Origin of the sequence: Barrientosiimonas endolithica, assembly GCF_030296655.1 — a bacterium.
In the GTDB taxonomy this organism is placed as follows: Bacteria; Actinomycetota; Actinomycetes; order Actinomycetales; family Dermatophilaceae; genus Barrientosiimonas; species Barrientosiimonas humi.
On the sequence record NZ_AP027735.1, the window covers coordinates 3,352,245 to 3,370,766 of the forward strand.

General features: G+C 70.1%; 19 protein-coding genes and 2 pseudogenes. 8 read left to right on the forward strand and 13 right to left on the reverse strand.

All coding sequences use genetic code 11. From position 1 onward, the window contains the following. Window positions 1-77 precede the first annotated feature (77 nt). Window positions 78-908: a GTPase domain-containing protein gene (locus QUE40_RS16890; protein WP_289231705.1), complete on the forward strand. Its 831-nt coding sequence runs from the start codon at window positions 78-80 to the stop codon at window positions 906-908. Between the two features lie 116 nt (window positions 909-1,024). On the opposite strand, the gene QUE40_RS16895 is transcribed toward QUE40_RS16890, so the two are convergent. The 7 genes and pseudogenes from QUE40_RS16895 to QUE40_RS16925 form a co-directional block, all read right to left on the reverse strand. Beyond that, entirely contained in the window at window positions 1,025-2,467 is a 1,443-nt protein-coding gene (locus QUE40_RS16895; RefSeq protein WP_289231706.1) for a hypothetical protein, read from the reverse strand. Between the two features lie 156 nt (window positions 2,468-2,623). Continuing rightward, on the reverse strand, window positions 2,624-3,202 hold the full coding sequence (locus QUE40_RS16900) for a PIN domain-containing protein (protein ID WP_289231707.1): 579 nt from the start codon (window positions 3,200-3,202) through the stop codon (window positions 2,624-2,626). A gap of 39 nt (window positions 3,203-3,241) precedes the next feature. Next, window positions 3,242-3,706: an excisionase family DNA-binding protein gene (locus QUE40_RS16905; protein WP_350227174.1), complete on the reverse strand. Its 465-nt coding sequence runs from the start codon at window positions 3,704-3,706 to the stop codon at window positions 3,242-3,244. A gap of 93 nt (window positions 3,707-3,799) precedes the next feature. Further along, window positions 3,800-4,246: pseudogene (locus QUE40_RS16910) on the reverse strand (PPOX class F420-dependent oxidoreductase); the annotation flags it as partial. Between the two features lie 24 nt (window positions 4,247-4,270). After that, complete coding sequence (locus QUE40_RS16915) at window positions 4,271-5,002, reverse strand: hypothetical protein (RefSeq protein ID WP_289231708.1); 732 nt, start codon at window positions 5,000-5,002, stop codon at window positions 4,271-4,273. 54 nt (window positions 5,003-5,056) lie between these two features. After that, the gene (locus tag QUE40_RS16920) at window positions 5,057-5,554 is read right to left on the reverse strand and encodes an FBP domain-containing protein (protein WP_289231709.1); all 498 of its coding nucleotides are present in this window, start codon (window positions 5,552-5,554) and stop codon (window positions 5,057-5,059) included. 719 nt (window positions 5,555-6,273) lie between these two features. Then, window positions 6,274-7,491: a chloride channel protein gene (locus QUE40_RS16925; protein WP_289231710.1), complete on the reverse strand. Its 1,218-nt coding sequence runs from the start codon at window positions 7,489-7,491 to the stop codon at window positions 6,274-6,276. Window positions 7,492-7,549: 58 nt separating this feature from the next. On the opposite strand from QUE40_RS16925, the gene QUE40_RS16930 reads away from it, so the two are divergent. The 4 genes from QUE40_RS16930 to QUE40_RS16945 all read left to right on the forward strand — a co-directional run bounded on the left by QUE40_RS16930 (window position 7,550) and on the right by QUE40_RS16945 (window position 10,400). Continuing rightward, window positions 7,550-8,194, forward strand: coding sequence for a maleylpyruvate isomerase family mycothiol-dependent enzyme (locus QUE40_RS16930; RefSeq protein ID WP_289231711.1), 645 nt, complete (start codon window positions 7,550-7,552; stop codon window positions 8,192-8,194). 172 nt (window positions 8,195-8,366) lie between these two features. Continuing rightward, entirely contained in the window at window positions 8,367-8,960 is a 594-nt protein-coding gene (locus QUE40_RS16935; RefSeq protein ID WP_289231712.1) for a DUF1269 domain-containing protein, read from the forward strand. 122 nt (window positions 8,961-9,082) lie between these two features. Next, complete coding sequence (locus tag QUE40_RS16940; protein ID WP_289231713.1) at window positions 9,083-10,117, forward strand: LLM class flavin-dependent oxidoreductase; 1,035 nt, start codon at window positions 9,083-9,085, stop codon at window positions 10,115-10,117. Window positions 10,118-10,163: 46 nt separating this feature from the next. Beyond that, window positions 10,164-10,400, forward strand: a complete 237-nt coding sequence (locus tag QUE40_RS16945) for an Lrp/AsnC ligand binding domain-containing protein (RefSeq protein ID WP_289231714.1) — start codon at window positions 10,164-10,166, stop codon at window positions 10,398-10,400. A gap of 1,088 nt (window positions 10,401-11,488) precedes the next feature. On the opposite strand, the gene QUE40_RS16950 is transcribed toward QUE40_RS16945, so the two are convergent. From QUE40_RS16950 to QUE40_RS16960, 3 genes are all read right to left on the reverse strand, one after another. After that, on the reverse strand, window positions 11,489-12,220 hold the full coding sequence (locus tag QUE40_RS16950; protein ID WP_289231715.1) for a ZIP family metal transporter: 732 nt from the start codon (window positions 12,218-12,220) through the stop codon (window positions 11,489-11,491). A gap of 85 nt (window positions 12,221-12,305) precedes the next feature. Beyond that, entirely contained in the window at window positions 12,306-12,992 is a 687-nt protein-coding gene (locus QUE40_RS16955; RefSeq protein ID WP_289231716.1) for a type 1 glutamine amidotransferase domain-containing protein, read from the reverse strand. A 15-nt stretch (window positions 12,993-13,007) separates the two neighbouring features. Continuing rightward, entirely contained in the window at window positions 13,008-13,517 is a 510-nt protein-coding gene (locus QUE40_RS16960; protein WP_433997018.1) for a TetR/AcrR family transcriptional regulator, read from the reverse strand. Window positions 13,518-13,681: 164 nt separating this feature from the next. Here QUE40_RS16960 and QUE40_RS16965 point away from each other — a divergent pair. The 3 genes and pseudogenes from QUE40_RS16965 to QUE40_RS16975 all read left to right on the forward strand — a co-directional run. Then, window positions 13,682-13,999: pseudogene (locus QUE40_RS16965) on the forward strand (NAD(P)H-binding protein); the annotation flags it as partial. A 101-nt stretch (window positions 14,000-14,100) separates the two neighbouring features. After that, complete coding sequence (locus tag QUE40_RS16970; RefSeq protein ID WP_289233136.1) at window positions 14,101-14,613, forward strand: Rossmann-fold NAD(P)-binding domain-containing protein; 513 nt, start codon at window positions 14,101-14,103, stop codon at window positions 14,611-14,613. A 91-nt stretch (window positions 14,614-14,704) separates the two neighbouring features. Further along, window positions 14,705-16,810, forward strand: a complete 2,106-nt coding sequence (locus tag QUE40_RS16975; protein ID WP_289231718.1) for a GmrSD restriction endonuclease domain-containing protein — start codon at window positions 14,705-14,707, stop codon at window positions 16,808-16,810. A 97-nt stretch (window positions 16,811-16,907) separates the two neighbouring features. On the opposite strand, the gene QUE40_RS16980 is transcribed toward QUE40_RS16975, so the two are convergent. From QUE40_RS16980 to QUE40_RS16990, 3 genes are read right to left on the reverse strand one after another with little or no spacing between them, the layout of a single operon-like run. Further along, entirely contained in the window at window positions 16,908-17,255 is a 348-nt protein-coding gene (locus QUE40_RS16980; protein ID WP_289231719.1) for a type II toxin-antitoxin system PemK/MazF family toxin, read from the reverse strand. Next, window positions 17,239-17,436, reverse strand: coding sequence for a hypothetical protein (locus QUE40_RS16985; RefSeq protein WP_289231720.1), 198 nt, complete (start codon window positions 17,434-17,436; stop codon window positions 17,239-17,241). The genes QUE40_RS16980 and QUE40_RS16985 overlap by 17 nt, the downstream gene beginning before the upstream one ends. Before the next feature lie 32 nt (window positions 17,437-17,468). Continuing rightward, window positions 17,469-18,515, reverse strand: a complete 1,047-nt coding sequence (locus tag QUE40_RS16990) for a GlxA family transcriptional regulator (protein WP_289231721.1) — start codon at window positions 18,513-18,515, stop codon at window positions 17,469-17,471. Window positions 18,516-18,522: the final 7 nt, after the last annotated feature.

The window sequence follows — 18,522 nt, forward strand, 5'->3', positions numbered from 1 at the left end:
AGGGTGCAGTCGGCCTGCCGCGGGGATGTGATGAGGTGGGGCGTACGCACGAACGCTTCTCCGCAGAGGTCAGCACCATGAATCCATCCGCCGGCAAGCTCGGCCGGGCCGCGATGAGCGGGCACAACCGCGCCGCCGTGAGCACGACGATCGCGGGCGCCGTCACGGCGCTGTCGGCCGCACCCGCGCAGATCGGTCACGTGCTGCGCCGGCGGTTCCCGACGGTCGCGGTCACCGGGATGACCGGGGTCGGCAAGACCCGCCTGGTCGACCGGCTCGCCCGTCGCGCCACCCCCGAGGCCGCCCAGGAGGTCGGGTCGGCGGTGATGGAGCGGCGCACCCGACGTTCGTCGCGGCTGCACGGCTTCCGGTTCCGGGTCGTCCCCGGCGACAACGCGGCGACCCGGCTCGGTGCGCTCGACGAGGTGTTCCACGACGAGCCGGTCGACGGGGTGCTGCACGTCGTCTCCTACGGCCACGCGACCCCGCGCCGCACCGCGGGCATCAGCGGCAGCGCGCAGGCCACCCGCGAGGAGCTGCTCGCCGCCGAGCTGGAGGACTGGGCGATCACATCGCACCGGATCGCCTCGATGGCCGTGCGCCGCGACAGGCCCGTGTGGCTCGTCATCGTCGTCACCAAGGCCGACCTGTTCGCCGGTGACATCGACGAGGCGGTGCGCTACTACTCCCCCGGCAGCGGCTCGCCGTTCGGCGACAAGCTGGACGAGCTACGAGCGCTGGCCGGTGGGGCGCGGCTGTCGATCGACGTCCTGCCCGTCAGCGTCGAGGGGGCTTCGGACCGGGAGGCTGACGCCCCAGCGGCACCGGCCGCGCTGCCGAGCAAGCGCGCCGACCAGCTGCTGGCCGCCCTCGAGACGCGCATGGAGCAGCTGAGCGGCCACGTCTGAGTCGCCGCACCCGGGCCGCCGCCCGTGACTGTGCAGGACACGCGGTTGGCGCCGGCGGCGTTACCGCGTGTCCTGCACAGTCACGGCTGCCATCACGCGACCAGCGTCGGAGTTCGCTACTCGGTCGCTGCGAGGCGGGCGGCGTCGTCGACGGCCGGGCCGTGACTCGTCCACCACTGCACCCGCGGGTCGCGCAGGCCGAACGCCGACAGACTCTCGTGGCCCCACATGCCGGCGGCGTCGATGGCGAGGTCACGGCTGCCGCTGCGCTCGGCGAGCACGGCGGGGGCCAACCCGTCCGGCGGGCGCTTCCAGCTGAGCAGGGTGGAGGCGGCGAGCACGCGATGCTCCCGTTTTCCGTCGTGCAGCAGCCCGAGAAGGGTGCCGGTGGCCTCGCGCCCGGCCGTCTCGAGCACGATGTACGCCGTCCGCGGCCGGGCGAGCGGGCTCAGCGACCCCGAGCGCAGGGCGTCCAGCGCGACCTGGGCGACGACCTTGCGGTACGGGCTTGCCCCGAGCAGCACGACGGCGTGGTGGCGGCGCTCGGCGTGGTCGTGCCCGAGCGCCTCGAGCACCAGGCGCTGCAGCACGGGGTCGGTCATGCCGGACTCGAGGAAGGCGGCGCGGACGTACGGGCCGGACTCGCGCACGGCCGCGGCGCTCGCCTGGCCGGCCGGGGTCGGCGCGTCGAGCCGGCTGCGCAGTGATCGGGCTAACGCGGCGCGCGTGCCGTCGGAGTCGCACACCATGGCGTCGAGCAGCCGCTGGAGCCGCGTGCGCACGGCGTGGTCGATCTCGCCGTACGCCAGCTGGCAGGTGAGCGCGAGATAGGAGCCGAAGTGCTCGGCCCCGCCCGTCGTCTCGAGGTCGTCGACGAGGCGGGGGACGATGCCGGGCGCGACGGAGTCGCCGAGCACGTCGAGGAGGTTGTGCTTGCGCGGGCACCCGGGTTGACCCGCCACGTCGCGGATCGTGCGCTCGACCGCGTCTGCGTGCGACGGGTCGGCGGCGAGACGGCACAGCGCCTCCAGGCGGGCCGCCTGCTCGAGCCGGGTCGACCGCAGCAGCTCGCTGCACAACGCCTGCAGCCACTCCTCACGGGTGCGGTCGAGGATCGAGAGCCCGCCGTCGCCGGTGAGCAGGTCGGCGGCGTCGGTCCAGGTGCGCCCGGTGGCCAGGCCCGTCATGATGCGCGCGTCGAGCTCGTTGAGCTGCCGCGCTCGTCCCTCCCGGTCGCGCTCCGGCGCGATCACCCGCAGGCGTCGGGGGTCCAGGGCCCGGGTCATGCTGTCGATGGGGCCGCGCAGCGCGCCGTCGGTGACGCCGAGCCTGCGCTCGTACCGATAGATCGTCCCGACGCCCACCCGTCCGGTGCCGGTCTCCGCGCGGGTCAGGGTGGGCGTGCTCCGGATCGCCGGGTCGCGCAGCGCCGCGATCCAGGAGCGGTCCGGCTCGTCGCCGAAGTCAGACGCGAGGCGACGGCTGCGCAAGAGCCAGGCGGTGCGGATCCGCGAGTTGACGGTAGCTTCGTCGAACTTCGTGTCGTCCTCCGCGTCCAACAGCCGCGGTCTGCCTCGATGCCCCTGCTGCCACACCCGCCCACTCCCTCCGCGGAGCTGCCTGGGCCCGAGTATGCGCGCGGGACGTGATGGCGGGGCGAACGATGTGGTGGATATTTCAGTTCTCGACGCCGGTTGCAATGGCCCCGGCCCGGTTCATAGATCGCGCTGCAGGTGCAGACGAACCCTCCGGGCGAAATCAGGACATCGCTCTCGCTCGAGCGCACGCGGGAGGTCTGCCTCGCCGGTGCGATCGATCCAGTAGTCCCGCATCTGACGGGTGACGCTGGCCACGAGCTGAGGTGAGGCCTCGTCCAGCAGCACGAAGAACTCGTCGGGCGTCAGCACCTCGTAGGGAAGTTCGTCGCGGTCCGGACCGAATCCCTTCCGGTCCCAGGTCAAGAGAATCGTGGCCCCGCACGCAACGGCGGCCGCGTGGACATGCGCATCGTGCGGATCGGGCCCTGTGTAGCTCTTGGTGTCGAAGTCGGCGACCCGCCCCGTCGAGAACGTCTCGGCCAACCGGTCACGGATGCCAGTGATCCGTTCACCCGACCAATCCGGGTGCTCCTTGCGCAGATGGAACAGCAGCTCGGCGAGCACGTCCTCTGACCAGTAGACCTCGAACAGTGGTTGGTGAATGGGCGCGACGTATGTCATGCCAATCCAGTCGCGCAAGGTGCGCGAGAACCACACGTTTGCGTCGACGAACAACGCTTCCCCCGCCCGACCCATGCGGCAACGCTATTCGTCAACACCCATGAGTTGGCCGGATCAAGGCTCGTCGCCCTCGAGCTCCAACAGATCGCGCAGCGCAGCACGTTCGCGGTCGCGTCGGGTCCGGAGGGCCGCGTAGACATCGTCGCGCTTCAAGCGGGTGTGACTTCCCACCTTGTGCGCCGCCAGCTCACCGTCGGCAATCATCTTCATCAAGGTCGGCCGAGCGATCCCCAGGATCCCGGCAGCCGTCGTCGTCGTCAGCTCTGAAGGAACGCTCGCGATGGTCACGGACTGACCCCGGCTCAACGCCTCCAGGACGTGCTGCAGGATGCGGCCGACCTCTGACGGCAACGGTGTCGTCGCGTTGTCACCAGACCGCCCCACTGCGAGGTAGCCCTCTTCGCCGGTGAGCGTGGTCAGAACGTCGCCCGCCAGGGCGACCTCACGATCCGTTGCGAGCACGTTCTGGTTTCTGGTCAACGCCGGCATGGAAGGGCTCCCCTCGGATCTTGCACTCATGAGCGTAAGCCCCCTGCAGATATAACTGCAAATCCGAGTCCCCGTGAAGCCCGCGGGCGGCCGACCCGTGCGATCAGCCGTCGGCCAGGCGCGGGGGAAGCCGCCCGTGGCGATCGGACCCCAGCGCTCGGGTGTGATGCGCAGCAGCGACTTGCCCTGGCTGCGCATGGCCTCGCGGTACTCGTCCCAGTCGGGGTGCTCGCCCGAGATGTTGCGGAAGTACTCCACGAACGGCTCGACGTCGTCGACCGCGTCGATCACCTCGGCGGTGCCGTCGACCTGGATCCAAGCGTCGCCAAAGTCGTCCGACAGCACGAGCACCGAGACCCGCGGATCACGCCGCGCGTTCACGGTTTTCGCGCGCTCGGGATAGCTGGTCACGACGATGCGACCGCTGTCGTCCACGCCGCCGGTGACGGGAGACAGCTGTGGCCGCCCGTCCCGACGGGTGGTGACGAGCACGAGGTTGTGCCGCGGGCGTACGAACTCCAGCATCTGCTCGCGGTCCACGGTCGTGTTCTGCGCGATGGTGCGTGCCATGGGGCAAGCCTGGCATGCAGAGCGCTACGTGCTTCCGTGCCAGTCGACGGCGCGCACGAGGTCGCCGGCGAGGCGAATGACCGTCTCGGTTCCGTATCTGGTCTCGGCCGACGAGGCGTTGGCGGCGACCCGTTCCCGGATCCGCGCCCAGGTGGTCCATGCGACGCGGGCATCGATGCCCGCCAAGAGCTCGTCCACCGACTCGGGCAGAGGGCGCACGGTCTCGGCCAGAGCGGGAAGTCCCTGCGCGATGGCGTCGCGGACGGATGTCCTGCCCTCGCCCTGGACGAGGATCGGCGGCTCGGCCCCGAGAACGAGCAACAGCAGCGGCACTCGCCCAGCGCACTCCTGAACGACGCCGACGTATTCCCGCACCAGCTGCTGGGGCTGGAAGCGGGAGCTCCCGATGCGCTTCGCCTCGACGAGTACGTACACGCTGTCGTCCGTCCAGGTGGCGTCCGGTTGCACCGCCAGCCGCGTCGGGGGCAGCTGCAGCTCGGGCGGGAGCAGGGTGAGCCGTAACGACGTGCACGCCCGGGCTGCAGCGGCGCGCGCCCCGTCGGCACCAACGGCGTCGCGGAACACGCTTCTGAGAAAGTCCGCCCTGGGCAGGTAGTCGAGAGCCTGCATCACCTGTGTCGTGAGCACGTTCTCCATGCCACGTCCGCCCCGGCGATAACCGGCCGGGATCGACCCCTCCCAGGAGATCTCCTCGAGAAGGCGCCCCAGCGGTGACCAGTTCTCCGGCTCCGACATGCCCGCATGCTGTCAGAACAGGGCGCGGGTCACGCGGCCACTACGCCGAACTCTCTACCCCGCCATCACCTGCCGGGCGAAGCGGGTCGAGCGGCGGCGCAGCTCCTCGACGCGAAGGTCGATCCAGAACTGCACCTCGGCGTCGTCGTCGCTGCTCATCTCGGTGATGGAGGGCGTACGCCGGGCGTTGGCCGAACACCGGAAGTCGGCACAGATCGCCGTGCCGACCGTGTTGCCGTTGCGGCCGGAGGCGCCCGCGCGCGCAGCGACGAAGAGCATCGCCCGGTCGCCCGCTACGACGTCCTGGCACCAGGTGCAGACGAGACGGCTCCTCGTCCCGTTGCTCGTGCGCCGCAGCTGGATCGTGACGAGCTGGTCGTCGACGAAAAGCGTGACGTACGAGACCAGTTCGCGTTTCCCGTCGGTCCAGCCAAGGTAATCCAGGGCGTCCCAGTCGACCGTGCTCAGGTCGGGCAGGACGGCTCGCTTCGCCTCCCCGCGGGAGGCGTTGACGAGGGCATGGCGAATGTCGTTGTCAGTCAAGGGAAGCACAGCAGTCTCCGGTCAGGAGCGTGGCCGGCGCGCGGCGCACGACGGCCACCGACGCTCGCTCGCGCGGCGTCAGGGCGAACAGGTGGATGCGGGGTCGCGCGGGGTCGCGAAGCAGGCCCCGTGGGCCACCCCGCATCCCGCGATGCCCGTGCGCATCCGCTGCTCCTGGTCCGGTCTCGTGCTGCTGCCACGGCAACCGTACGTCCTGCGCACCTCCTCCGACCAACGACTTCTCCGGCGGACGACAACGGCGCCATGACGCACGGGTTCGGCAAGGCGTACTGGCAGGACCAGTGGCGGGGCGGCGCCGGCGCGGCGATGGCCGCGCGGCGGCGCTCCGACGCCGCAGGAGTCACCGTGCGATGGGGTGCAGGGCGACCTGTCCACGTGGGCCCCGGATCGCGAGTTCGACCTGGTGACAACGCATTACGCTCACGCGACGATCCCACAGCACCAGCTGTACGCCCGCCTCGCCGGCTGGGTCGCGCCGGGCGGGACGCTGCTGATCGTGGGTCACCGGCACGGGGCGCACGAGCACGGTCCCGCGGCGCGCGGAGGGCTGTCGCGCGACCACTCTTCGTTGGGGCGTGTGGTGCACCAGCCCGGCGTGGTGCATCCCGTGCAGCAGATTGGGGTGGTGCACGAGACGCCCCAACGAAGAGCCGCCACCGAGGTGTCCCCGGCGGGCCAGTCCTCGCCCTCGGGAATCGCCCAGCCGCCTAGCCGTGCTCTGGTGAACCTGGCGGGAACGCGCGCAGCAGCGCGACCCCGACCGCGGCGCCGACGAGGAGCGGGACCAGGCCGACGCCACCCAGCATCAGAGCACCGATCAGCAACGCTGCCAACGGTTTTCGCAGACCGATCGCTGTCGCGGCTCCCACGCCGGCAGCGACCGCTGCCGTGGTCGCGAGGCCCGGCACCACCGGGATCGTCGCCGCGCCGGCCGCAGCCCCGGCGAACATCAACGGGAAGAACTCACCGCCGAGCCAGCCCGAGCTCACGCACAGGGCAGTGGCCAGCAGCTTGGCGACGGAGAGAAGCAGCAGCGTGAGCCAGGCCGACTCGGCCGCGTAGTCGACCACCTCGCCGAACTCCTCGTGCCCGGAGAAGCGGACCAGCGGCCACGCGGCGGCGAGCGCCGCGAAAGCGAGCGACCCGACGAGCGTCTGCGCCCGCGGCGTCCCGACGCGGCCGAGGAGGCGCGCGAGCTGCGGGCGCACGTGGACGAAGGCGTACGCGATCGCACCGGCGACCAGCGCCGGCACCACCGCGCGCAACAGGTCCAGCGCCGACTCGAACCGGTAGTCCGGCAGCCCGAGATCGACACCGCCGTGCCCGAGCGAACGCACGGTGGCGAGGAACGCGCCGAAGCCGGCGACCGCCGCGAGGAACGGCAACGCCTTGGGTGGTGACAGGGTGTCGTCGTCGTACGCCGCCGCCCCCGGGGGTGAGCCGTAGAGCCCGGCCAGCGCGGCGGCGCTCCCCGACCGGCCGATGAGCCGCTCCTCCGCGACGTTGCGCGCGATGGCGTGACTGACCAGGGCGGACAGCTCGGCGACGACCGCGAGCAGACCGGCCTCGGGCCCGATCGAGCCGCCGAACCCGACCGCGACGACCGCTGCGGCGCCGAGGATCGCGGTGCGGCGCCACCGCACGGCGCGCGGGTCGGCCGACTCGGCGAGCTGCGCGTCGACGGACGCGTCGTCCAGGGCCGGACGCAGCGCCGCGAGCAGGGTGCCGCCGATCATGATGGCGACGAAGACGTACCACCGCGCGTCGGACACCGACCAGACCAGGTCGGACACCGCCCCCATCAGCAGGTAGGTGAGCGCGGCGACGCAGCCGGCGAGCGCGCCGAACACGATCGCGATGCCGACGAGGCGGGCCGACGCCGCCGGCCGTTCCGTCGGCGGGGTCTCATCCGGTCTCGGTGGCATGAGGCACAGCCTGCAGGATGGAGGCGAGCCACGGACGACGTACGCGAGGAGTCACCCGATGACCGCAGAGCACCACCGCATCGCGACCGCCAACCGGCTGCTGGCCGCGGACATGTTCGAGCAGCTGACGCCGCAGCAGTGGGCGACGCCGAGCCTGTGCGAGGGGTGGACCGTGCGCGAGGTCGCCGGGCACCTGCTCGCGCCGCTGGAGTCCGACTTCAGCTGGCCGACCGTGCTCGGCGTGATCGTGCGTTATCGCGGCAACCTGGAGAAGTACGTCGACGACGAGGCCCGCGCGCGGTCCGCCCGGCCGACCGAGCAGCTCGTCGCACAGCTGCGCGAGCGCGCGGGCCAGGAGCTGACGGTGCCGTTCACCGGCGCGGGCGGCCCGATGGCCGACACCGCGATCCACCTGCGCGACGCCGCCCGGCCGCTCGGGCTCGACGTCAGCCCCGACGTCGACGCCTGGCGCGCGACGCTCGACTTCCTGGTCAGCAAGCCGGCGACGCGCGGATTCGTCACGAAGAAGCGGCTGGCCGGGCTGCGGCTGGTCGCGACCGACCAGGACTGGTCGTGGGGCGAGGGCGCCGAGGTGCGCGGGCCGAGCGAGGCGGTGGCGATGGCGATCGCCGGGCGGCCGGTGGCACTGGACGACCTCGCTGGTGACGGGGTCGCGGTGCTGCGCGGGCGGCTGGCCGGCTGACTCGCGGCGCACTCCCGCGCGCACCAGACCTATACCTTCCGGCAGGTACTCACGAGTTTCCCGCGGCGCGTCGCTGCGGGGTGGACCGTGAGACGCACCGGTGCCGGTCATCGAACATGTCCCGGCGCGCAGGGCGGCGGGCTCGGCATCGGTCCGATCGGGAGGGCACGACATGAGCGAGAAGAACATCGTCCTGATGAGCTGGGACGACTCGAGCAAGGCGTACGAGGCGTTCAGCAAGTTCCGCGACCTCGACTCGGGCGGGGTCCAGGTCGACAGCTCCGCCGTCATCGAGCGCACGCAGGACGGGCGGCTGCGGGTCACCGACGGGCAGGACAACGAGATCGGCCTCGGCACGCTCGGCGGCGGCGGGCTCGGCGCGCTCATCGGCGTGCTGGGCGGCCCGCTGGGGATGCTGCTCGGCTTCGCCAGCGGCAGCCTCATCGGGTCGACGCTCGACGTGGACCGCGCGTTCGACTCCGACAGCGTCGTCAGCGAGATGAGCCGGGCGCTGCCCCCGGGCCGCACCGCCATCGTCGCCGAGGTGCAGGAGGCCTCGCCGGAGGCCATCGACGGGTTCGCCCAGGAGACCGGCGCGGTCCTGCTGCGCCGGCCGCTCGAGGTCGTCCTCGACGAGATCGCCGCCGGGGAGGAGGCCGCCGACGCCGCGGCGCGGGCCGCCGACGAGAAGGTGCGCGAGGCCAAGAAGGCCGAGCGCAAGGAGAAGCGCGACGAGCGGATCGCGGCGATCAAGGCGAAGTTCTGAGGCCGCGGATCCGACCCTGAGCGGAGCGCCCCGACCGGTCGTCGCGTCCGTCACGATGGTGACCACGGACGCGGCGACCGGCATGGGTCGCCGCGCGAACTCGTACTCCCTGTGGAGGATCGATGACCGGCGAAACCCTGCAGCTCGGGCTCGACACGTTCGGCGACGTCAACGCCCGCGCGGACGGCGAGCTCGCGCCCTACGACGAGGTGATCCGCAACGTCGTGGCGCAGGGGGTGCTGGCCGACCAGGTCGGCGTCGACGCGTTCGGCATCGGCGAGCACCACCGTGACGACTTCGCCGTGTCCGCGCCCGACATGGTGCTCGCGGCCATCGCGGCCCGGACCGAGCGGATCGTGCTCGGCAGCGCTGTCACCGTGCTCAGCTCCGACGACCCGATCCGGGTCTACGAGCGGTTCGCGACCCTGGACGGCATCTCCGGCGGGCGCGCCGAGATCACCCTCGGCCGCGGCTCGTTCACCGAGTCCTTCCCGTTGTTCGGGTACGACCTCGCCGACTACGAGCGGCTGTTCAGCGAGAAGCTCGACCTGTTCGCCGCGGTGCGCTCGGAGGGTGCCGTCTCGTGGGAGGGGACGCACCGGCCGCCGCTGGTCGACACAGAGGTCTTCCCGAAGTCGGTGCGCGGGTCGTTCCCCGCGTGGGTGGGTGTGGGCGGCTCGCCCGAGTCGGTCGTACGCGCCGCTCGGTATGGCTTCGCGCTGATGCTCGCGGTGATCGGCGGCGACCCGGCGCGGTTCGCGCCGTACGTCCAGCTGTACCAGCAGGCGCTGGAGCAGCTGGGTCGGCCGAGGCTGCCGATCGGCGTGCACGCCCCGGGCTTCGTCGCCGACACCGACGAGGAGGCGCGCGAGCTGCTCTTCCCGCACTTCAAGGCGAACCGCGACCGGATCGGGCGCGACCGCGGCTGGGGACCGGTGAGCAAGGAGGAGTACCTCGACGACATCGAGCACGGCGCGATGCACGTCGGGTCGCCGGAGACGGTCGCGCGCAAGATCGCCCGCACCGTGACGACGCTCGAGCTGGACCGGTTCGACCTGAAGTACAGCGCCGGCACGATGCCGCACGAGGACCTGATGAAGGCGATCGAGCTCTACGGCACGAAGGTGATTCCGCTGGTGCGGGAGATGGTGGGCTGACGCCTGGGCGGGAGGCGCGGACCTTCGCGGCCGTAGCCTTGGCGGCATGGTCGAGGCCTACGTCTTCATCTCCACGACGAACCCTGGCCCTCGCGCCGCCTGCCGCACCATCCGCGACCTGCCCGGCGTCGTCCGCGCGGACGCGTTGTTCGGCGGCCCGGCCGTCGTGGCCATCGTGCAGGGAGCGGATCTCGCGCGGATGGACGAGGTCATCGACGCGATCGTCGAGCTCGACGTGGTGATGGACACCGAGACCCACGTCGTCCGCCCGATCGAGGGGTGATCGAACCCGGCTACACGAAACTGGAACCGATTCGAGTACGTGTGGGCCTCCGCAGGACTATCGTTCGAACATGAGGGCCAGCGCTGGCTTGGTCGCCGCCTCAATTCTGGTCACCGCGAGCGGATGCGGCAGCGGTGACGAGGTGAAGGACGCGTCTACAACTTCGTCGGTTTCCGGGAGCGTGTTTCTGACCTGGAACAGCTGGAATGGACCACTCGAAGGGCGCGGATGTTACGGAGACGGCCCGTATGACGATGTGCGAGAGGGCGCCCAGATTGTCATCGCTGATGAGGTCGGAGCAACGCTCGCCCTAGGAGCCCTGGGCCCCGGAACTGCTGGGATGATCAGAGGTCAACGGCAATGCAGATTTGACTTCTCGGTCGCCTCTGTCCCAACAAATAGAGAGTTCTACCGCCTGAAGATCGGCCCGCGAGACGCGCCCCAATTTTCTGCGGCGGAGCTCTTCGGCGGTCAGTTGACTTTGTCCCTCGGCGAAACTCCCGCCGGCAGCGCAGTGCCTCCCGCGTCTACGCCCACACCCACCGAGCCTCCGGAGACATCCGCTGACCGAACCGCCAAATTCGGCGACTCTGCCACCATTGGCGCGTGGGAACTGACCGTATCCCCGCCCACTCCATCCCCCGAGCCTGATGACTATGGCTATTGTCCGGAGACCATTCGCACCTTTGTGTCGGTCAGGATCGAGTGGAAGAATCTGAGCACCGAAACGCTAACACCCGGCGACACCGTTACAGCGAGGGCTTTGGACGGAAAGTGGCCACCCCCATATGCATCGCTGACTCTGGGGCCAACGGGGGCGTCTCCTTTGGATTCGATTCATGGGATCCGGGACAGACAAAGGTCAGCGTTCACACCTTCGGCCTCGACCCCGGACTGAGCGCTGCAGACGTGATCATTGCGATTACAGATCCGGATAGTTCGGAGGATTCTGACAGAGTGATCTGGCACCCGTGATTTCAGCACTGATCTCGACGTGCTCTTCGCGCCGCTGGCTTGACGATTGAACACTTCTTTGTGGTGAGCGGCGCGTCACTCGTCAGCCAGGCGAGGACGTATGTCGGCGCGGGCTACTGCGCGAGGGCGTACACCAGGAGGAAGCCGACGAAGAACAGCCCGCTGAGCAGCGTCGTCTCGCGCTCCTCGTGGGCCTCGACGAGCAGCTCCTCGACAGCGAGGTAGAGCAGGGCGGCCGCGCCGAACGCCAGGACGGTCGCGAGCACGGCGGCGGAGGCGCCGTCGAGCAGGACGACCGCGCCCAGGCCGCCGACCGCCGTCAGCAGGCCGAGGGCCCAGCAGATCGTGGTGGCGCGCAGGCGGCTCATGCCCAGCTGGGTGAGCTCGCCGGCGACCGACAGCCCGAGGAACAGGACCTCGATGGTCAGCGCGGCGGTGATGATCAGGCCCTGGGTGCCGCCCATGGTGCTGCCGAGACCGACGAGCGCGCCGTCGACGAGCAGGTCGACGGCGACCGCCGCGAGCAGGCTGACGGGCGCGACCGCGGCCGCGCGAGTGGCGACGCGAGCGCGACGCTCGTCGGCACGACGGCCGTACGCCGCGAGTCCGAGCATCAGAGCCACGCCGAGGACGAACCCGACGACCGCCCAGCCCTGGTTGCCCTCCTCGCGCAGGTCGGGGAGCACCTCGCCGACCAGGGCGGCGATGACCACGCCGGCGGCGAAGTGCTGCACGCCGGCGACCACCCGCGGCGACGGGGGACGCAGCACCGCCACGGTCGACCCCACGCCGGCCGCGACCACGGGGATGCTGACCAGCAGCGCCGCCTGTCCGATGGAGCTCATCCGCGCACCTCCGCGCTCGCGTGAAGGCATCGTTGCACGGAACCCCGGCGCGCTGACGCAGGCGGAGGCTTCTCCAGCCGACGCCTCAGAGGAGGGCGGCGACCTTGTGCGCGGTCTCCTTGGCCGACCCCGGGTTCTGCCCCGTGACCAGGTTGCCGTCGACGACGGCGTTCGACACGAACGGCAGGAGCGCCTTAGAGTAGTTGGCGCCGCGCTCCTGGATCTCCTGCTCGATGTTGTAAGGCACGAGCTTGTCGACGCGCGCCAGCACCTCTTCGCGCCAGGAGAAGCCCGTGAGGTCGCGACCCGCCACGAGGTACTGCCCGCTCGAGAGGCGCGTGTCCCGCAGGCCGCAGTAGCCGTGGCAGACCGCGCCGACGACGCCGCCCCGCTCGAAGATCTCGCGGGTGATCCGTTGCAACCCCTCGCTGCCGGGGAAGTCGAACATCACGGCGTGACCGCCCGTGAAGTAGATCGCGTCGAAGTCGCGGGAGTCGATCTCGTCGGGGCTCTTGGTCGTCTCGAGCAGCGCCATCCGCTGCGGGTCGGCGTGCCACGCCTTGGCGGACTTGTCGTAGGTCGGGAACTTCAGCGACCGGGGCTCCAGGGGCGACTTGCCGCCCGCCGGGCTGACGAGCGTCTGCTCGAAGCCGCGCTCCTCGAAGACGTCCCAGGCGTGGGTCAGCTCAGAGAGCCATAGGCCCGTCGGGTGGGTCGGGTCGGCCTCGTAGTGGTCCACGTTCGTGACGACGAGGAGGATGCGCTTGACCATGGGTTTCCTTGCCTCTCAGGGCTGTTCGGTCGGTGGGAGGACGGCGGCGAACGCGGCCCGCACGCGCCGATCGACGACGCGCCGCCTGTCGCTCGGCAGCTTGCCGTCCAGGTGCAGGAACGCCAGGCCGTGCGCCAGGCCCCAACCCGCGGTGGCCAGGTCGTCCGCGTCGGCGCCGGGGAAGACCTGCGCCATCACCCCGGCGAGGTAGTCGTGCAGGACGGACGACGCACGTACGCGCTCGTCGTCCTGGTCGTCGCACTCCCTCCCGAACATGAGCTTGAACAGCTCGGGCCGGCGCAGCGCGAACCGGACGTAGCGGACGCCCAGCTCGGCGACGTCCTTCGCGGACCGGGGCTCACCCCTGCCGGAGGTCAGGTCGTCGAACAGGTCGCGCAGACCCTGCACCGCGAGCGCCGACTCGATGGCGTCCTTGTCGGCGAAGTGGCGGTAGAGCGCGGTCGGCGAGACCCCGACGCGACGGGCGAGCGCGCGCAGCGACAGCGGCTGCCGCTCCTCCAGCATCTCGTTCGCCTCCGCGAGCAGGGCAGCGCGGAGGTCGCCGTGGTGGTAGGTGGATCGAGCCCTTGCGGCGGTCACGCCCAACGTCTTGCCCCCTCGAAGTTGGCAGCGTTCACATCGTAGTATGTTTACACCGTTAACAACGCGTCAGGACCTCCGGAGGCCCCATGCAGAACAGCACGCAGACCATCCTCGGCTCGGGCGGTCAGATCGCGGACGAGCTCGCTCGCGCGCTCTTTCGCAGTCACACCAAGGAGATTCGGCTCGTCAGCCGCGACCCGGTCAAGGTCAACGACACCGACGAGCTCGTCACCGCCGATCTGACCGACGCCGCAGCCACGAGCCGCGCGGTCGCCGGGAGCGAGATCGCTTACCTCACGGTCGGCCTGCCCCTGGACTCCGAGCTGTGGGAGCGACAGTTCCCCGTCATCATGCGCAACGTCATCGACGCGTGCGCCGAGCACGGCACGAAGCTCGTCTTCTTCGACAACACGTACATGTACCCCGGGACGCCCACGCCGCAGACCGAGAGCACGGCGTTCGCCCCGGGTGGTCGCAAGGGCGCGTCCGCGGGCAGCTCGCCACGATGCTGCTCGAGGCGATGGAGGCCGGTCGCGTCGAAGGGCTCATCGGCCGCGCGCCCGAGTTCTACGGGCCGGGGCGCACGAAGAGCTACACGAACACGCTGGTGTTCGACCGGATCAAGGCGGGCAAGCGGCCCTTCGTGCCCGTCAACGCGCACGCAAAGCGGTCGCTGATCTGGACGCCGGACGCGAGCCGCGCGCTGGCGCTGCTCGGCAACACCCCGGACGCGTATGGGCAGACGTGGCACCTGCCGATCGACGAGGCGCGCAAGACGTACGCCGAGCTGGTGGAGATCGCGTCCGAGGTGACCGGACGAAAGATCGGCTACACCGTGCTGCCGATGCTCGCCTTCCGGCTCGGGCGGCGCTTCAACGCACCGCTCGACGAGATGTTCGAGCTGCTCGTGCGCTACCGCGGCAACAACATGTTCGACAGCGCGAAGTTCGCTGCCCACTTCCCCGACTTCCGGGTGACGACCTACCGCGAGGGCGTGGAGCGGATCCTCGCCGACTGACCCGCCTGCCCTCCTGGCCGCGGGTGCGACATATCGGCGCCCCGTCACCGAGGGCGCCGTTATGGTCGGCGATGACGAGAGGATCGGAAGAATGCAGACGGACGTAAGAACCCCGCTGGAGATCTTCGCCATGCCGCAACATCTGACGGTCCCCGTCTTCCAGCGGCGCTACGTGTGGACTGCCGACAGCCAGTGGGAACCACTGTGGCGGGATATCAGCCACGTCGCGAGGAGACGACTCGACGGCCACCCAGCCCAGCACTTTCTGGGCGCGGTGGTTACCCAGAGCGGAGCGGCCGGCCTGGGTTCGCTGGCCAGCCATGGGGTGATCGACGGCCAGCAGCGGTTGACGACCCTCCAGCTGCTCATCGACGCGGCAGGCGCGGAGCTTGACGCCGCGGACCTGCCACACCTGGCGCAGCAGCTGGCCGGGCTGACGCACAACCCTGCGGCATACGGTCTGGACGAGACGCGGATGCTGAAACTGCAGCATGACAACGACGACCGTTCGGCGTTCGTCGGGGTCATGACTGCCGGGGCACCGATCGACTACTCCGCACTTCCGAGCGGACGCATCGTCGATGCCCACCAGTACTTCGCCGAACAGGTCCGCGAGTGGCTGGGCGACCCGGTCGACCACGCCAGGGCGGAAGCGCTCGTGGCCACCCTCAGTCAGGGCTTGCAGCTGGTCGTCATCGCCCTGACCGAGAACGAACCATCGCAGGAGATCTTCGAGACCCTGAACGCACGCGGCACCCCGCTGACGGCCGCTGACCTCGTCAAGAACTACGTGTTCCAGCAGATCGTTCGCGAAGGCGGTGACGCATCGGCCGCCTTCAAGCAGCACTGGCAGGACCTCGAGAAGCCGTTCTGGACCAAGGAGATACGAATCGGTCGGTACTCGCTCGAGCGGTTGTCCCTCTTCATGAATCACTGGCTGGTCGCCAAGACTGGCGAGGAGGTGAGCACGCGCTCCACCTTCACCCGTTTCAAGACGTGGCACGAGCATAGCGGGGTCCCGATGATCGAGGTCCTGGACTCCATCCACCGGCAGGCCCGGCTGTACGAGGAGTGGGTGCACGAGGCGGCTCGGTCGGAAGGCGACCTCAGCGCTCTCGGTCTGTTCATGTACCGGACCGAGGCGGCCGAACTCGAAGCCGTCAAACCGTTGCTGCTGCGTCTCTTCGACGTGGACCTGTCCATTCCGGACGACGTTACGACGGCGGCTCTGCGCGACATCGAGAGTTGGCTGATGCGGCGAGCACTGCTTCGGCGGCCGGCGTCGGACTACAGCCGGGTGGTCGCTGGGCTCATCGCAGACCTGGCGGGGGTCGCCCCTGCAGCAGTCGCGACATCACTTCGGGAGAGCCTCACCCGTCTCAACCGCCCAGGGACGTACTGGCCGGGAGACGAGGAGGTTCGCCGCGAGCTCGCGATCGCGCCCATCTACAGCCAGCCCAAGGGGAGGCTTCGCGCCTACCTCGAGGCGGTCGAGGATCATCAACGCGGCTACACCGGCAGCGCTCCGACCAGCGCGTCCCGCGTTCGTCGCGGGATGATGACGATCGAGCACCTCCTGCCCCAGCGCTGGAAGGAGAACTGGCCGGTCGAGACGCTCCTGGAGCAGATAGACCGCGACGCCCACGTCCACCGCCTGGGCAACCTGACCCTGCTGACCCAGTCGCTGAACTCCTCCGTGTCGAACGGCCCGTGGGGCGGCGAACAGGGAAAACGAGAGGCGCTTGAGGATAGCGACACCCTCCTCATGACCCGGGCGCCGCGCAAGGTCGACGACTGGAACGAGGAATGCATCGACGCCAGATCCGAGGCGATGATCGAGGCGTTGCTCACCACCTGGACGGCGCCTGAGGGTCATAACCCCGACCCCGTGAAGCGCACTGAGCAAGAGTCAGTGGGATGGGTCAGTCTCCGGGATGTCGTGGCAGCCGGCTATGTCCCCGTCGGGACCGTCCTGACCTCTCGGGACGGCAACGCGCCGGGGCACCGCGCAACGGTCACGGCCGACGGCTTGCTTGAGATGGGCGGCAAGATCTACGACAGCCCCTCCGGAGCTGGACGCGAGGTCTTGGGCCGAGCCATCAACGGGTGGACCTTCTGGCGCCTGCCCAACGGCGCCAAGCTTTCAGAGGCTCGCCAGAGGTACATCGCTAGCCAAGTAGATCGGCAGGCGCTCTAGCTGGCCCGCCGGTCCAGAGTGCTCGGGCCCGGACCTACCGCGAGGGCATCGAGCGGATCCTCGCCGACTGAGGTGTCAGCGCACCGGCTGCGACCACTCACTCACGCCACAGATCGAGCAGGATCGCCAGCGTCTCGCGCACATCGCGCAGGGCCACCGGCCCGACGTTGCCGCCACGTTCGGTGATACGAGAGGTAGCGATGGAGCGCACGTGCTGGCACTGCGCCGCCGATCGAGCCTGCAGCCCGTTGTGGTCATCCGCCTCGATGGTCACCTCGGTCCCGCTCTCGCGCAGAGTGCGCGTCAGCGGGACGACCTGAACCACGTTGGGTCGGCCCCGGAGGATGCGCTCTGCTGTGATGATGACGGCCGGGCGGCGCAGCCCCGCTTCACTGTCGACCGGTGCGCCGAGGTCCAGCTCGATGACATCACCCGGCGTCAGCATCGAGCCATGCCGTCTCTTCGTCCGTGAGCTCGGCCTGCAGATCTTCTGCCATGGCGTCCTGACGAAGAGCGCGGATGGCGCGGCTGACGGTCTCGTCGAGGGTCTCGTGGCGCTCGGCGGCCAGCCGGGTCACGCGAGCGTGCGTTTCCCTGCTGATGCGGATCGTCGTGGTGTCGGCCATGGGCCCATGGTCACACCTGTAGACGAATCCGTCTACAGAACGGGCCGGTCTTGAACGCCCGCGCGGGACGCGATGCTGAACCGGTTCCGGTACTCCGACGGCGTCACGCCGGTGGCCCGCTGGAAGAGCCGGCGGAAGTTCGACACGTCGAGGTAGCCGACGCTGCGCGAGATCTCGCCGACCGAGTCGGTGGTGAGCTCGAGCGACTCGCGGGCCTTGGCGATGCGGGCGGCCTGGAGGTACTCCGTCGCGGTGAGACCGGTGGCCTGCTTGAACCGACGTTGAAGGGTGCGCGGGTGCAGGGCCGCAGCGCGCGCGAGGTCCTCGACGGACAGCGGCTCGTGCAGGTGGGCGTGCAGGTGCGTCTGCACCTCGCGGATGTCGGTGTCGCCGTGCTGCAGGCGCGGCGTGAACTCCTGGTAGAGGGACTGCTGGCGACGCGGCGGGTCGGCGAGGACGAAGCGCGCCGTGTGCAGCATGACGCTGGGCCCGAGCATCCGGTCGACCAGCGTGAGCCCCAGGTCGACCCAGGCGAGGATGCCCGCAGCGGTCACGATGTCGAGGTCGTCGAGCACCATCCGTGACGCGTCGACGCGCACCTCGGGGTATCGGCGCGCCAGCTCCTCGGCGAACGCCCAGTGGGTGGTGGCGTCGCGGGAGTCGAGCAGGTGGGTCTCGGCGAGGACGAAGACCCCGGCGCACACCGCGCACAAGATCGTGCCGTCGGACCGGAGCCCGACGAGCCAGTCGGTGAGCGCGCCGGCCGACCTCATCAGCTCGGGCACGACGAGGCTGGGCGGGATGACGACGTGGCTCAGCCGGTGCTCGAGGCCGGGGTGGGTGTCCGAGGTGCACTCCATGGCCGGGCCGTCGTCGGTCACGCGGACGCGCCAGGTGCTGACCCGGATGACGCGGGGCGGGTCGCCGGCTTGGACGGCGTACTCGCTGGCGACGCGGAAGATGTCGCGCAGCCCGTGGATCGCCGACACCTGAGCGTCGTCGTACTCGAGCAGGCCGATCTCGCCGACGACGCGCGCGCCGGTGTCGTCGACGTGCGGTCCGGTCGCGGTCGGGCTCATCGGAGTC

Coding starts and splice junctions, on each gene's coding strand:
- QUE40_RS16915 (WP_289231708.1), bottom strand. CDS start 5,002: ATGTCGGAGCCGGAGAACTGGTCACCGCTGGGGCGCCTTCTCGAGGAG.
- QUE40_RS16985 (WP_289231720.1), bottom strand. CDS start 17,436: ATGGCCGACACCACGACGATCCGCATCAGCAGGGAAACGCACGCTCGC.
- QUE40_RS16975 (WP_289231718.1), top strand. CDS start 14,705: ATGCAGACGGACGTAAGAACCCCGCTGGAGATCTTCGCCATGCCGCAA.
- QUE40_RS16935 (WP_289231712.1), top strand. CDS start 8,367: ATGAGCGAGAAGAACATCGTCCTGATGAGCTGGGACGACTCGAGCAAG.
- QUE40_RS16980 (WP_289231719.1), bottom strand. CDS start 17,255: ATGCTGACGCCGGGTGATGTCATCGAGCTGGACCTCGGCGCACCGGTC.
- QUE40_RS16990 (WP_289231721.1), bottom strand. CDS start 18,515: ATGAGCCCGACCGCGACCGGACCGCACGTCGACGACACCGGCGCGCGC.
- QUE40_RS16900 (WP_289231707.1), bottom strand. CDS start 3,202: ATGGGTCGGGCGGGGGAAGCGTTGTTCGTCGACGCAAACGTGTGGTTC.
- QUE40_RS16890 (WP_289231705.1), top strand. CDS start 78: ATGAATCCATCCGCCGGCAAGCTCGGCCGGGCCGCGATGAGCGGGCAC.
- QUE40_RS16905 (WP_350227174.1), bottom strand. CDS start 3,706: ATGAGTGCAAGATCCGAGGGGAGCCCTTCCATGCCGGCGTTGACCAGA.
- QUE40_RS16960 (WP_433997018.1), bottom strand. CDS start 13,517: ATGCTGGAGGAGCGGCAGCCGCTGTCGCTGCGCGCGCTCGCCCGTCGC.
- QUE40_RS16970 (WP_289233136.1), top strand. CDS start 14,101: ATGCTGCTCGAGGCGATGGAGGCCGGTCGCGTCGAAGGGCTCATCGGC.
- QUE40_RS16930 (WP_289231711.1), top strand. CDS start 7,550: ATGACCGCAGAGCACCACCGCATCGCGACCGCCAACCGGCTGCTGGCC.
- QUE40_RS16950 (WP_289231715.1), bottom strand. CDS start 12,220: ATGAGCTCCATCGGACAGGCGGCGCTGCTGGTCAGCATCCCCGTGGTC.
- QUE40_RS16955 (WP_289231716.1), bottom strand. CDS start 12,992: ATGGTCAAGCGCATCCTCCTCGTCGTCACGAACGTGGACCACTACGAG.
- QUE40_RS16940 (WP_289231713.1), top strand. CDS start 9,083: ATGACCGGCGAAACCCTGCAGCTCGGGCTCGACACGTTCGGCGACGTC.
- QUE40_RS16925 (WP_289231710.1), bottom strand. CDS start 7,491: ATGCCACCGAGACCGGATGAGACCCCGCCGACGGAACGGCCGGCGGCG.
- QUE40_RS16945 (WP_289231714.1), top strand. CDS start 10,164: ATGGTCGAGGCCTACGTCTTCATCTCCACGACGAACCCTGGCCCTCGC.